At 53.3% G+C, this 13,605-nt stretch carries 15 protein-coding genes; 6 read left to right on the forward strand and 9 right to left on the reverse strand.

What is annotated here, in order from left to right:
* Positions 1–32: 32 nt before the first annotated feature.
* The 6 genes from citG to citC are packed head-to-tail and all read right to left on the reverse strand — an operon-like array spanning position 33 to position 5,269.
* Complete coding sequence (gene citG, locus ACLD3P_RS04250) at positions 33–929, reverse strand: triphosphoribosyl-dephospho-CoA synthase CitG (RefSeq protein WP_000982653.1); 897 nt, start codon at positions 927–929, stop codon at positions 33–35.
* Entirely contained in the window at positions 901–1,452 is a 552-nt protein-coding gene (citX, locus tag ACLD3P_RS04255; protein WP_001236063.1) for a citrate lyase holo-[acyl-carrier protein] synthase, read from the reverse strand. Before citX ends, citG begins: the two co-directional genes overlap by 29 nt.
* 3 nt (positions 1,453–1,455) lie before the next feature.
* Positions 1,456–2,985, reverse strand: coding sequence for a citrate lyase subunit alpha (citF, locus tag ACLD3P_RS04260; RefSeq protein ID WP_000192323.1), 1,530 nt, complete (start codon positions 2,983–2,985; stop codon positions 1,456–1,458).
* A gap of 9 nt (positions 2,986–2,994) precedes the next feature.
* A complete protein-coding gene (gene citE / locus ACLD3P_RS04265; RefSeq protein ID WP_000622342.1) occupies positions 2,995–3,903 on the reverse strand; it encodes a citrate (pro-3S)-lyase subunit beta in 909 nt (302 codons plus the stop codon).
* Positions 3,900–4,196, reverse strand: a complete 297-nt coding sequence (gene citD / locus ACLD3P_RS04270; RefSeq protein WP_000700685.1) for a citrate lyase acyl carrier protein — start codon at positions 4,194–4,196, stop codon at positions 3,900–3,902. The genes citE and citD overlap by 4 nt, the downstream gene beginning before the upstream one ends.
* Entirely contained in the window at positions 4,193–5,269 is a 1,077-nt protein-coding gene (citC, locus tag ACLD3P_RS04275) for a [citrate (pro-3S)-lyase] ligase (RefSeq protein WP_115286207.1), read from the reverse strand. The genes citD and citC overlap by 4 nt, the downstream gene beginning before the upstream one ends.
* 385 nt (positions 5,270–5,654) lie before the next feature.
* On the opposite strand from citC, the gene dpiB reads away from it, so the two are divergent.
* Both dpiB and dpiA read left to right on the forward strand, forming a co-directional pair.
* A complete protein-coding gene (gene dpiB / locus ACLD3P_RS04280) occupies positions 5,655–7,316 on the forward strand; it encodes a sensor histidine kinase DpiB (protein WP_023224058.1) in 1,662 nt (553 codons plus the stop codon).
* A complete protein-coding gene (gene dpiA / locus ACLD3P_RS04285) occupies positions 7,285–7,965 on the forward strand; it encodes a two-component response regulator DpiA (protein WP_000138778.1) in 681 nt (226 codons plus the stop codon). Before dpiB ends, dpiA begins: the two co-directional genes overlap by 32 nt.
* A 53-nt stretch (positions 7,966–8,018) precedes the next feature.
* Here the strand turns inward: dpiA and dcuC are convergent, their stop codons facing one another.
* Positions 8,019–9,404: an anaerobic C4-dicarboxylate transporter DcuC gene (gene dcuC / locus ACLD3P_RS04290; protein WP_000958619.1), complete on the reverse strand. Its 1,386-nt coding sequence runs from the start codon at positions 9,402–9,404 to the stop codon at positions 8,019–8,021.
* 376 nt (positions 9,405–9,780) lie between these two features.
* Here dcuC and pagP point away from each other — a divergent pair, with 376 nt between their 5' ends.
* On the forward strand, positions 9,781–10,353 hold the full coding sequence (gene pagP, locus ACLD3P_RS04295) for a lipid IV(A) palmitoyltransferase PagP (protein ID WP_077912237.1): 573 nt from the start codon (positions 9,781–9,783) through the stop codon (positions 10,351–10,353).
* Between the two features lie 187 nt (positions 10,354–10,540).
* Positions 10,541–10,750: a transcription antiterminator/RNA stability regulator CspE gene (gene cspE / locus ACLD3P_RS04300; RefSeq protein WP_000034826.1), complete on the forward strand. Its 210-nt coding sequence runs from the start codon at positions 10,541–10,543 to the stop codon at positions 10,748–10,750.
* 59 nt (positions 10,751–10,809) lie between these two features.
* On the opposite strand, the gene crcB is transcribed toward cspE, so the two are convergent.
* Complete coding sequence (gene crcB / locus ACLD3P_RS04305; protein WP_000939753.1) at positions 10,810–11,193, reverse strand: fluoride efflux transporter CrcB; 384 nt, start codon at positions 11,191–11,193, stop codon at positions 10,810–10,812.
* A 90-nt stretch (positions 11,194–11,283) separates the two neighbouring features.
* On the opposite strand from crcB, the gene ACLD3P_RS04310 reads away from it, so the two are divergent.
* Together ACLD3P_RS04310 and tatE are read left to right on the forward strand one after the other, a co-directional pair.
* Entirely contained in the window at positions 11,284–12,072 is a 789-nt protein-coding gene (locus tag ACLD3P_RS04310; RefSeq protein ID WP_000495789.1) for a deaminated glutathione amidase, read from the forward strand.
* 128 nt (positions 12,073–12,200) lie between these two features.
* A complete protein-coding gene (gene tatE / locus ACLD3P_RS04315; protein WP_000503938.1) occupies positions 12,201–12,404 on the forward strand; it encodes a twin-arginine translocase subunit TatE in 204 nt (67 codons plus the stop codon).
* An 85-nt stretch (positions 12,405–12,489) separates the two neighbouring features.
* Here tatE and lipA read toward each other — a convergent pair whose 3' ends face one another.
* Positions 12,490–13,455, reverse strand: a complete 966-nt coding sequence (gene lipA / locus ACLD3P_RS04320; RefSeq protein WP_000042640.1) for a lipoyl synthase — start codon at positions 13,453–13,455, stop codon at positions 12,490–12,492.
* Positions 13,456–13,605 lie beyond the last annotated feature (150 nt).

Consider the following 13,605-nt stretch of genomic DNA (forward strand, 5'->3'; position numbering starts at 1 on the left):
ACTCTCCGGAAAGGATATTTTCTATAATTGTGTTAATGATTAACTTGCGAAATTTGCGCTAAAAACCAGGTCACGATCAGCAGATCGGCGCTACCGCCTGGGCTGAGATTGCGTTCAATGCATTGCTGATCGAACCGGTGGAGATAAACGAGATCGTCAGGCGTCCGTATGCCGCCCTGCTGTAATAAGAACGCTGCCTGCTGCTGTAACCAGCGCAGACCGTCCGCCCCGCCGCGCGACGCGACGTTGGTATCGCCGTTAAGCGACATCAGCAGCAGTAAGGTATCAAGCAGCGCCAGTTCCGGATCGCGCCCCTGCGCCAGCAATGCGCGGTAGTGCGGCAACGCGTGGCGGATGACCAGCGGATAGCCCGCTTCCGCTTCACCGCGCGCGCCGGTTAATCCCAGTTGCTGATACAGCCGCTGACCTGCGGTAAGCTGTAGGTTGTTCTGGCGCAGTTCGCGCGTTGTCAGGCCGCGGCAAAAATCGGCGGCGGTAGCGCAGAGTGTTTCTGCGGCGATCGGCTGGCGTAGCTGATACAGGCGGCCAATGGCGGCGCACAGTAACCCCAGCGAGAAAATGCTGCCTTTATGGGTATTGACGCCCGCCGTTGCGCGAAACATCGCTGCTTCACAGGCCATCCCCAATGGACGCAGGCCCGCCAGAACCGACTCTGGCGGCAGGCGCGTGCAGCTGGCGCCATATTCCATAAAGCGCGGCAGCCAGTGTCGAATCGCCTCCGCGCTGCGGTGAAAATCCGCCAGCGCCATATCTTTGTGCGCGCCGCAGTTTAGTCGGTCTACCAGACCGGGTTTTGGCGATAAATTTACCTCGGTCAGCATGGCGCGCCAGGCCAAATCGGCCCAGGCGTCGTACAGCGACTGAGGCTGAATGGAGGCGTTAGTCGGGTTGGCGGGAATCGGCATCATGCAGCAGCGCCTCCATATGAATCAGTAAATCAGTCAGCGCGTGGGTTTTACCCCGCGCGCATTCAGCCGCGCTTTGCCCGCACAGCAGACAGCGGCGAGCGGGAAGCGCGAAATGGCGGCGGGAGAGTATTTCGCCTTCCGCCGTCAGGACATCGATATCCCACAGGCGCCCCAGTGGATAACGCTGTTCCAGCGCGATGGTCGCCTGTTTGAGCGCCTGAGCGGGCGCGTCAATCGCCAGCAGCCCTTCCGGCCCGCTGGCGGAAGCCAGTGCAGCCTGCTCCCGGATGGTCCAGCCATACTCTTCTGCCAGCGTGTGCAGGGCAGTCACGCCGTGATTAAAGATCCGGCGGGTTAACGCGCTGTCTTTTATCGGGCCTGGCGCCACCACGGTAAAGGAGACCAGCGGAGTGGCGTGGCGCGTTAGCCAGGCGCGCTGTCTTGCTTGTCTCTCATCCCGGCTGGCGAGCAGCTCAGGAATAGAAACGTCGTGACAGGTGGCGAGTTCAGGAAACAGGCGCATGGCTTATTCCTTCACCTGATGCACCACATCGATCACTGAACCGTCGCGATAACGCACGACAGCAATCACGCGGTCGGTGAATTCGATAGGGCGGGGCTGACCGGTAAGCAGTTGCGCGCGTTCGCGCAGCCACTCAATCGATACCACTTTCATTCCCGCTGCTTTCAGGCGTTCAGCCAGCTCCGGACGCGCCGGATTGACGGCGATACCGTGATCGGTGACCAGAATGTCAACGCTGGAGCCCGGTGTGACGCAGGTGGTGACGTTATCAACCAGCGTTGGGATGCGACCGCGCACCAGCGGCGCGACGATGATGGACAGCGCCGCCGCGACGGCGGTATCGCAGTGGCCGCCGGACGCGCCGCGTAGAACGCCGTCGGAGCCGGTCAGCACGTTAACATTGAAGTGGGTGTCTACTTCCAGCGCGCTCAGCACCACCACGTCCAGACGGTCGACGGAAGCGCCTTTAGAGCCCCAGTTGGCGTACTGGTTAGCGCTGATTTCGATATGGTTCGGGTTGCGGGCCAAAGATTGCGCAGCGTTACGATCGAAGCTCTGCACGTCAAGCAGTTTGCGGATTAAGCCCTTTTCATGCAGGTCGACCATGGTGGCGGTGATACCGCCCAGCGCGAAATTAGCCACAATGTTGCGGCTACGCATTTTGTCTTCCAGGAAGCGGGTGACCGCCAGCGATGCGCCGCCAGTGCCGGTTTGCAGGGAGAAACCTTCGTTGAAGTAGCCGGAGTGAGCAATGACTTCCGCCGCGCTGCGGGCGATCAGCAGTTCACGCGGATTAGTGGTCATGCGGGTCGCGCCAGCGCCGATTTTGTTTGCATCACCGACTTCTTCGATTTGCACGATCAGATCAACCTGATCCTGAGCGATGCTTGCTGGGTTATGCGGATACGGCAGCAGTTGCTCCGTCAGCATCACGACCTGCTTCGCGCTGTCGGCATCCACCATCGCGTAGCCCAGTGAACCGCAACAGGCTTTGCCGGTATAACCGTTAGCATTACCGAATTCATCGCAGGAGGGCACGCCAAGAAACGCAACATCAATATTGAGTTCGCCGCTTTGTACCAGATGCACACGACCGCCGTGGGAGTGAATCTGAACCGGCTCAGCCAGCAGGCCGCGAGAAATTTCTTCCGCCAGCGGGCCGCGCAGGCCTGACGTGTAGATGCGGCTGACCACCCCGTTACGAATGTGTTCAACCAGCGGCGCGTGGCAGTCGCTCAGCGAGCTGGAGGCCAGGGTCAGGTTTTTGAAGCCCATCTTCGCGATGGTTTCCATCACCAGGTTAATCGTCAGATCGCCGCCGCGAAACGCGTGGTGAAAAGAGAGTGTCATGCCGTCGCGTAAACCGGAACGGCGGATGGCCTCTTCCAGGCTGGCGCACAGTTTGTGGTCGCGCGGTTTTTGCGCTTGTAGATCCAATTTTGCCGCACTTTGGTAAGCGCTTAGTTCGCTTTCAGCGTGACGGCTCCAGGCTGCTACGCGATCCTGGCGTTGAGATTCATTTTTCTGCGTCATTTTTTTGCCTTATTCTTCGCGAATACCGGAAAGTTCTGCACGGGAGAGCACCAGACGGGCGCGTTCAATCACCGGGCTGTCGACCATCTTGCCGTTAAGGGAAACGACGCCGAGTCCTTCGCGGGCGGCGGCTTCTGCGGCTTCAACGACCAGACGCGCATGGGCGACCTCTTTACGCGTTGGCGCATAAAGGTTGTGCAGCAGTTCGATCTGGCGGGGGTTGATCAGGGACTTACCGTCAAAGCCCAACTGTTTAATGTGGGCGGCTTCTTGCAGGAAACCGGCTTCGTTGTTGGCGTCGGAATAGACGGTATCGAAGGCCTGAATGCCGGCGGAACGCGCAGCCTGCAAAATGGCGCAGCGGGCGAACAGCAGTTCGGTGCCTTCCGGAGAGCGTTCGGTGCGCAGGTTGCGAACATAGTCTTCCGCGCCCAGCGCAATCCCGATCAACCGTTCAGAGGCGTGGGCGATTTCTACCGCGCGGGTAATACCCAGCGGCGATTCCACGGCGGCTAACAGGCCGGTACTGCCCGGTTCGCGACCGCAGGCGTTTTCAATGCGCAGAATTTCGTTTTCGATATCAATGACGTCCTGCGCGGTGTCGGTTTTCGGTAAACGCACCACGTCCGCGCCGCCGCGCACGACCGCTTCCAGATCGTTGACGCCCCATTCGGAATCCAGCGCATTCACGCGGACGATGGTTTCGACGTCACGGTAAAGCGGGTGTTGCAGCGCGTGATATACCAGACGGCGCGCCGCGTCTTTTTCGCGTAATGCAACGGAGTCTTCCAGGTCGAACATCAGCGCGTCGGCCGGGTAGATAAACGAATTGCTCACCATCGCCGCGTTGGCGCCCGGTACGAATAACATACTGCGGCGGGTGCGGGTTTTACGTTGTTGCAGAGAGGCGGAAATCATTGGCGGTCCTCCCAGGGCAGAGCGGCAATACCGCTGGCGCGCGCCAGTAGCGTTTCCAGTCGGGCGCGCAAAATGCAGTCCAGAGCGCCTTTATCATCAACGTTCAGTTGTACGCCGCGCACGTCGTAGCGAGAAAGCACCTCCAGGATGGTGGCGCGAATGGCCTCGCCAAACTGTTTTTCAACGCTACTGCTGATTTGCAGGTCAATATCCTGCGTATCGAGCGGCGCAATGCGTATCATCACATCGCCGGACTCAAGCGTGCCTGCGACGGCTAGCTGGTTTATTTTCATTTTTCACCTGTTGCTAATACGGGGGACTTTTGACGGGCTGCCGCGCTGCCCGGATGGCGTTCGACCATGCCCTGCAAATAGCGCAGGGTGGCGTCGGGAACCAGCGGCGCGATAGCCGTGAGATCGTGTTTAACCAGCAGCTTGCGTACCCAGGAGGCGGATATCGGCGTCTCCTGGAAGCAAATCCGCTCTATTTCCACCAGCGTAATGGGTGGGGCGGGAAGCGTTGGCGTCTCCAGCCAGAAACGCATATCAAGGTTATACTGGGCGGTAACGGTACAAAATGGTTCCGTACCGACAAAGCGGTGTGTGATGCCAAGCGCGGGCGCCAGATACTGGCGGAAAATCTTCAGGTCGATTTCGGTATAACAGTGATTAATAACGCTCTGCTCTTTAATGAAATAGCAGGGGAACGTCGCCCGAGAAATAATGTATTCGGAGCCGCGGTGAACGGTTAAGCGCGGGATATCGGTGGTCCCTTTAAGAACCAGATCGAGTCGGTCTTCATAGGGAAAGCGTGACGTATCTTCTTTGACCAGGAACAGATGCAGCCAGTCGCACTGCGCAGCCGCCTGTTGGATCAGATAGCGATGGCCGTTCGTGAAAGGATTGGCGTTCATCACAATACAGCCAATTTTCTTTCCCTCGTGACGTAATGTCGCCAGCGATTCCGCATACCGTTTCAACCGGGTCGCGCTATTTTCCATTAAGACCATCACGCCGGGGACGCTGGCTATCGTCGAAAAGCTGCACTGTTTAAACAGCGCTTCGTATTCCGTTTTGGTATAAATAAAAAGATGGGTGCAGTGCCGTTCCCAGGCGAGATTAATCAATTCCGTCGCTAGCGTTAACGCTAAGCCTTCGCCGCGTACTGATTCGCTAATGGCCACGCATTTAATGATATTTCCAGCAATACCGCCGCAGGCAATAAGACGGTCATCACGGCTGACGGTAATAAACACCTCTACAGTGGTATCGACGCTTAAATCATTCTCTTTGAGAAAGTGAGCGATCTCCGCCATTTTTTTATTTTCAGAGCGTTTTACCCGAGTGAATACATTATTGCCAAACATAGTAAGAAATATCCTGGTGATATGCTTGTTGCCACTTTTCTGTATATGTTGCGCTGTGTTGCAACTTGATAACTTTTTCTTTTCAGTCAGAGTGGGAGTGTTTTTATGACGAGTTATTTATTTTTTCTCACTGACGTATACATCGTAAGGAGTATTTTGGTGGTAAATTTTGATTTATTTCACAAAGCGTTAGATGGTTTTTAAGTGTTTTATGGTTTTAAGTTTTTTAATTAATTTAATCGCCATTCCGGCGGTGGGTTTTAGTTGTTTAATTGATTTAATGTGGGGAATCTGTAACGATTGGTTTTTATAGGCTTCAAGATGCTCAAAACATTTTTATTACATTTGCGATAAATCTGCAGAGAAATACCCATAAGGAACCTTAATGTCCTATCAGAAAAATAAAAAGCTGTTTCCTTTTTTTCGGCAACTCGCGTTTCCGTTACGTATTTTTCTGCTCATTCTGGTGGTTTCTGTTTTCATCGTGGCAGCGTTAGCACAATATTTGTCTGCCAGTTTCGAAGATTATCTGGCGTCCCATGTTCGTGATATGGCGATGAATCAGGCAAAAATTATTGCTTCTAACGACAGCATTATCGCCGCCGTAAAAAACCGGGACTATAAACGCCTGGCGATAATTGCGAATAAACTGCAGCGCGGGACGGATTTTGACTATGTGGTGATAGGCGATCGCCACTCGATCCGGCTTTACCATCCGAATCCGGAAAAAATCGGCTATCCCATGCAGTTTACGAAACCCGGCGCGTTGGAAAGAGGAGAAAGTTATTTCATTACCGGTAAGGGCTCAATAGGGATGGCGATGCGCGCCAAAACGCCTATCTTTGACAACGAAGGCAACGTGATCGGCGTTGTTTCAATTGGCTATCTGGTCAGTAAAATCGACTCCTGGCGGCTGGACTTCTTATTACCGATGGCGGGGGTTTTTGTCCTGTTGCTGGTGGTATTAATGCTGCTTTCCTGGTTTTTCGCCGCGCATATCCGCCGACAAATGCTGGGCATGGAGCCGAAACAGATTGCGCGCGTGGTACGCCAGCAGGAGGCGTTGTTTAGCTCGGTTTATGAAGGGCTGATCGCCGTTGATCCGGAGGGACATATCACCGCGATTAATCGCAATGCGAGAAAAATGTTGGGGCTGCCGTCGCCGGGGCGTCAGTGGCTGGGCAAGCTGATAGCGGAAGTCGTCAATCCGGCAGACTTTTTTACCTGCCAGATCGCAGAAAGACGCCAGGACGTGATGGCCAACTTCAATGGCCTGAGCGTCATCGCCAATCGTGAAGCTATCCGTTCCGGCGAGGAGTTGCTGGGCGCTATTATTAGTTTTCGCAGCAAAGATGAAATCGCGACGTTGAACGCGCAGCTAACCCAGATTAAACAGTATGTTGAGAGCCTGCGCACGCTACGCCATGAGCACCTGAACTGGATGTCGACTCTGAACGGCCTGCTGCAAATGAAGGAGTATGATCGGGTCAGAGAGATGGTGCAGGGTGAGTCGCAGGCGCAGCAGCAACTTATTGATAGTTTACGCGGCGCCTTCGCCGATCGTCAGGTGGCCGGTTTGCTGTTTGGCAAAGTTCAGCGCGCGCGTGAACTGGGGCTCAAGATGGTGATTGTTCCCGGCAGCCAGCTACATCAACTGCCGGAGGGGCTGGATAGCACGGAGTTCGCCGCCATCGTCGGGAATCTGCTGGATAACGCGTTTGAAGCGAGTTTGCGTACACAGGAAGGCGACAATACCATCGAACTTTTCCTGAGCGACGAGGGCGACGAGGTGGTGATAGAGGTCGCCGACCAGGGCTGCGGCGTTCCTGAAGCGCTGCGGGAAAAAATTTTTGAGCAGGGCGTAAGTACCCGAACCGACGAACCCGGTGAGCATGGTATCGGGTTATATCTGATTGCAAGTTATGTGGGGCGCTGTGGCGGGGTCATTACGCTGGAAGACAATGATCCTTGTGGCACCTTATTTTCTTTATTCCTTCCGAAAGTGAAAAAAAACGATGACAGAACCATTAACCCTATTGATCGTTGAGGATGAAACGCTGCTGGCGGAGATGCACGCAGAATATATCCGCCATATTCCTGGCTTTAAGCAGATATGGCTGGCGGGCAATCTGGCGCAGGCGAGAATGATGATTGACCGGTTCAAACCTGGATTAATTCTGTTGGATAATTATCTGCCGGATGGGAAGGGGATTACGCTGCTGCATGAATTAATGCAGTCGCGCTATCCCGGCGGCGTCGTGTTTACGACCGCCGCCAGTGACATGGAGACGGTAGCGGAAGCGGTACGTAGCGGCGCGTTTGATTATCTGGTCAAACCTATTGCTTATGAACGTTTGGGACAGACGCTGACCCGCTATCAACAGCGCAGACGTATGCTGGCGAGCGCGGATAGCGCAAGCCAGAAGCAGATAGATGAAATGTTCAACGCCTATGCGCGCGGCGAACCGAAAGGGGATTTGCCGACCGGTATTGATGCCTTAACCCTTAATGCGGTGATGAAGCTGTTTGCCGATCCAACCGTACGCCACACGGCTGAAACGGTCGCGCAGGCCTTAACAATAAGCCGCACCACATCCCGACGCTACCTGGAATATTGCGCGAGTCAGCACCTGATTGTCGCAGAGATTATTCATGGCAAAGTGGGCAGGCCGCAGCGTATTTACCACGGCGGCTAAGCCTGGTTTAAGATGCCGGGGCGATGTTTTCCCTCGCCCCGGCTTACCGGCTATCAGCCGCCGGTAACGGCGGAAGAGGCGCCTGGCACCATAATTTCCGTGGCGATAATGACGATCAACAGACCGACGATGACCGGAACGGACGTGCGCTTCACCACTTCAAACGGTGATATTTTAGCCATCCCGGCGACAGCGACCACGACGCCGGAGACCGGCGAAATCGTGCGCCCCAGGTTTGAGGCTTGCAGCATTGGGATGGATAAATAGGCTGGGTTGATGCCGGAGGAGTGCGCCAGTTTAGGGATCATCTCAACAAAGGCGTAAAAAGGCGCATTGCCTGAACCGGTGGTCATCGCAGCCAGCATGGTTAAAATCACTAAGACCAGCATCAGAATAATGCTGGCGGAGCCAAAAGAAGTGGCAATCGAGATCAGGCTTTGGATAAAGCCAATGGTGCTCAGCCCCTGGGCGAAAACGCCCGCCGCGACCAGCAGCATCACGACGCCGGCAAACGCATCCGCCATGCCGCGATAAGCCACTTCCAGGCCGGAAAACACATTTTGCGTGTTGAAGCCGCGCACGAATTCCAGCACGGCGGCCAGCAGCATACAGATCACCAGGATGGTAATAATGTGCAACTGCGGCCCCCATTTACCGTCAAAAATCAGTACGCCGATAATGGGCGTGAACGGCAAAAGGGCATAAAACGCCGGGGCCGTGGTGGTAATCTCCGCCACGTCCAGCATCTCATGTGAAATGTTCTCTTTTTTATCCAGATAGCGTTGCCAGAAAAAGTGCGCAATCGCCATACCGATAATTGCGGCGATGGAAATCGGCAGCGTGGTTTTGAACGCGAAATCGATTAACGGCATCTCCGCCGCTTTTGCGGCTAAAACCACATCGCCAGATGTTGGCGAGAGGATGATGGCGGCCGGAGAGGCGCAAATAGCCGCCGCCGCGCCGCGGCTAATGCCGACGTTGACCATCACAGGGAAGAGAGTAGCCATGAGCAGTACGCCAAGCCCCGTCGCGGAAGAGACGGCCAGCGACATCAGGCAGGCGACAAAATAGGCGGCAATCATCAACAGGTAGGGCGAGTTTATATACTGTAAAGGTTTCGACGCCAGCTTCACGACCATATCATTCGCGCCGATATGCGTCATATAAGCGGCAAAGCCGCACAGCATCATGATCATCATGCCAAGATCGCCGCCGCGACTCATGAGCAAAATTTTGATGTATTCAACAATATCTGTTGCGGTATAGCCGGTACTGGTTTCGCTGGCAGGTAATACCTTATGCCCCATCAGTGCGCTGATAATAAGCAGAACCAGACCGCCGACAAATAAAACGCCAGTGGCGGAATATCCCTTAATGATGTAGCGCGCTACACCCACAATAACGACGACTCCGATAAGGAGCTCTATAACTGTTAGCATTGTTTCCCCTGTCTTATCGACACCCAGAGTAAAAATAAGAGCCACAAAAGTGGTATAAAAATGTACCGAATAAAGGATGGCGCCTTACTGATTAAAATCACGGCGCGGTTATTTTTTTATGTCATCACTAAAGATGAAATATGCTTATACGAATTTTCTGTAGCGCTATAAGTGTTAATTTATTGTTATTTTATTGTTTTGTTTGTTGTGCTTTGTTTTGTGTTTTTTGTGAAAACTTAGTAAGGAGCGCGCGACGGTTCTGAGTGTTAAATCAAACGCCGTTAACCCGATAATCTCTCAGGTTATTTTGCTCGCACTTTGTTAAGATTTTATTCAGGTTAATGTTGTTATTATCACGGTCGAATTTTTGAACGGTATGTATGTTGTGATGATCATCAGAAAGCATTTTTTTATTATCGCTCTCCTTGTTATGCCATGGTTGGCTATTCCTCCGGTCTCTGCTGCGGATAAAGGGTGGTTCAACACGTTTACCGATAACGTCGCAGAAACGTGGCGACAGCCTGAGCATTATGATTTGTATGTCCCCGCCATTACCTGGCATGCGCGCTTTGCCTACGATAAAGAGAAAACGGATCGCTATAACGAGCGGCCGTGGGGCGTTGGTTTTGGCCAGTCGCGCTGGGACGACAAAGGCAACTGGCATGGCCTCTATATGATGGCCTTTAAAGATTCATTTAACAAATGGGAACCCATAGGCGGTTATGGCTGGGAAAAAACCTGGCGACCGCTGGAAGACGATAATTTTCGTCTGGGACTGGGCTTTACCGCGGGCGTTACCGCGCGCGACAACTGGAATTATATTCCCATCCCTGTGCTGTTGCCTTTAGCGTCTATAGGCTATGGTCCCGCTACCTTTCAGATGACCTACATTCCGGGTTCGTATAACAACGGAAACGTCTATTTCGCCTGGATGCGTTTCCAGTTTTGACGGGGAAGGGCATGCTTCAGTTGTGAATAAAAAAGCCTTAAAAAACAATAAGTAGACAGGGTTAGCTAAAAATTAACGCGATATTTATCACTTTTTCGCAAAGTTCGACTGGACAAAATGCATCACAATTGTTGTACTGGTATCCGACACAGCATTTGTGTCTATTTTTCATGTAAAGGTAATTTTGATGTCTAAGATTAAAGGTAACGTTAAGTGGTTTAATGAATCCAAAGGATTCGGTTTCATTACTCCGGAAGATGGCAGCAAAGACGTGTTCGTACACTTCTCTGCAATCCAGACCAATGGTTTTAAAACTCTGGCTGAAGGTCAGCGCGTAGAGTTCGAAATCACTAACGGTGCCAAAGGCCCTTCCGCTGCAAACGTAACTGCTCTGTAAGCATACGTCCGACAGCAAGATTTCAAAACCCGCCCTTTCGGCGGGTTTTTTTTTTGCGCTTAACGCGCCGCTGCGGCGGAAAATAGCCAGAATGCCAGCGCTGTCATGGCAAACGAACCCAACAGGTTAATCAGCACATTCAGCAGCGCCCAGCCAAAGCGCCCCTCTTGCAGCAAGAATACCACTTCAGCAGAAAAAGTAGAAAAGGTCGTCAGGCCGCCGCAAAAGCCGGTCGTAATGAGCACTTTCCACATCGGATCGATATGTGTCATGCGGTTAAACCAGGCGAACCCCATGCCGATAATAAACGCGCCAAGCAAATTTGCTGTTAGCGTACCGATGGGAATCGCCTGATGAAGCGGATTAAAACGCATACTTAGCATCCACCGGGCTACGCTCCCCGTTCCACCGCCAATAAAAACTGCTAAAAGAAGCTGTAACACTGCCGAATCCTTTATTTAATTGCTATACAGGAGGAGTGTAACGCCGAACACGCATAATTGGCGAGTCCTGACAGAGGTGTGGGAGGGGATATGTTCGTTGCAGCCGGGCAGTTTGTGGTGAGTTCTGTATGGGAAAAGAATGCGCAAGTTTGCGTTTCGTTAATGGCTCAGGCGGCGGACCGCGGCGTATCGCTTCTGGTGCTGCCTGAGGGGATATTAGCGCGAGATGACATCGACCTTGACCTGCCGATTCGCGCCGCGCAGCCGCTGGATGGCGCGTTTATGACGCGGCTTCAGGAAGAAAGCGCTCATAATAATATGACGACGATATTCACTATCCTTGTCCCGTCAACGCCTGGACGGGCGGTTAATATGCTGGTGGCACTACGGGCAGGTCACATTGTCGCGCGTTACGCGAAGCTGCATCTCTATGATGCGTTTTCGATGCAAGAATCCCAAAGTATTGATGCCGGAACCGTTATCGCGCCTGTGCTGGACGTGGAGGGGGTTAAGGTGGGGCTTATGACCTGTTATGACCTGCGCTTTCCTGACATGGCGTTAGCGCTGGCTTTACAGGGGGCTGACGTATTGGCGCTGCCGACGGGCTGGGTTCGCGGCCCGTTGAAAGAGCAGCAGTGGTCGACGCTGCTGGCGGCGAGAGCGCTGGATACCACCTGCTATATGATTGCGGCCGGGGAGTGTGGTAATCGTAATATTGGTCAAAGTCGTATTATCGATCCGTTGGGGGTAACGATAGCCGCGGCAGCCGATCGTCCGGCGCTGATCGTCGCGGAAATATTCAGAGAACGAATAGACCAGGTGCGGGAGCAACTTCCTCTTTTGCAGCAACGACGATTTGCGCCACCGCAATTATTATGATGTTTTTTTACGCAAAGCTTGATTCACCTTGTTACAGATTGCTATTGTGTGCGCGCGTCGAAAGACCGTTAATATTCTCAGGTTAATCCGGCGCGTTACGCAGCCTGTTTTTAGTGAAGAAGGTATCTATGGGTGAGATTAGTATTACCAAACTGCTGGTGGTTGCCGCACTGGTTGTTCTGCTGTTTGGTACCAAGAAGTTACGTACGCTGGGCGGAGACCTGGGCACGGCGATTAAAGGATTCAAGAAAGCAATGAACGATGAAGACGCGGGCGTTAAGAAAGACGTCGACGGTAGCGTTCAGGCTGAAAAACTCTCGCACAAAGAGTAATAGCGCGATGCGCTTGCTCCGCAGAGTAAAAAAACCGGCAAGTTGCCGGTTTTTTTTGCCTGAAATGTAAGCGTCTATTACACGATCATTTCACTTCCATGCCTTTGGCCTGGAGATCAGCATGGTACGAAGAACGTACAAAGGGGCCACAGGCGGCATGGGTAAAGCCCATCGCCAGGGCTTCCGCTTTCATCTCGTCAAACTCTTCCGGGCTGACATAACGCTGTACCGGCAGGTGATGGCGGCTTGGCTGTAGATACTGACCAAGCGTCAGCATGGTGACGCCATGACGGCGTAAGTCGCGCATAACCTCAATGATTTCCGCATTGGTTTCGCCTAAGCCCACCATCAGACCCGATTTTGTCGGAATTTCCGGGTGCGCTTCTTTGAAGCGTTCCAGTAATTTCAGCGACCAGTTGTAATCGGCGCCCGGACGAACCTGGCGGTAAATACGCGGCACGTTTTCCAGGTTGTGGTTAAACACATCCGGCGGCGTCGCGTTAAGAATATCCAGCGCGCGATCCATACGTCCACGGAAGTCTGGCACCAGGGTTTCTATTTTTATCTCCGGGCTTTTGGCACGGATAGCGGTGATGCAGTCAGCAAAATGCTGGGCGCCGCCGTCACGCAGATCGTCACGGTCGACAGAGGTGATGACCACATAGCGTAGCGCCATGTCGGCGATCGTTTGCGCCAGTTTCTGCGGCTCTTCCGCATCCGGCGCAACGGGGCGGCCATGGGCGACATCACAGAACGGACAGCGGCGAGTGCAAATGGCGCCAAGGATCATAAACGTAGCGGTACCGTGGTTGAAACATTCAGCCAGGTTTGGGCAAGACGCTTCCTCGCAGACAGAATGCAGGCCATTTTTGCGCATTGCGGCTTTGATGCCCTGGATACGGGTAGAATCCGCCGGAAGTTTTATTTTCATCCATTCCGGTTTACGTAGTAGAGCGTCGCGCTCTGTGACCACATTTTTAACCGGGATAAGAGCCATCTTATCGGCATCGCGGTATTTTACACCGCGTTCCATCACAATGGGTTTACTCATAGCGTGCGTGTTCCAGTTGCGAATAACGAAGGAAAGCGTTTCAATTCAAGGGAAAGTTGTATTTATCAACTATTTTTGAATTTGTGACACGCAGTATATCATTGATAAGGGCCATAAAGCAGCCTGACAGCCCGGCAAAATGTAAAATAG

The sequence above is a fragment of the Salmonella sp. 741265073_HBA genome (assembly GCF_046569105.1).
Taxonomy (GTDB): Bacteria; Pseudomonadota; Gammaproteobacteria; order Enterobacterales; family Enterobacteriaceae; genus Salmonella; species Salmonella enterica.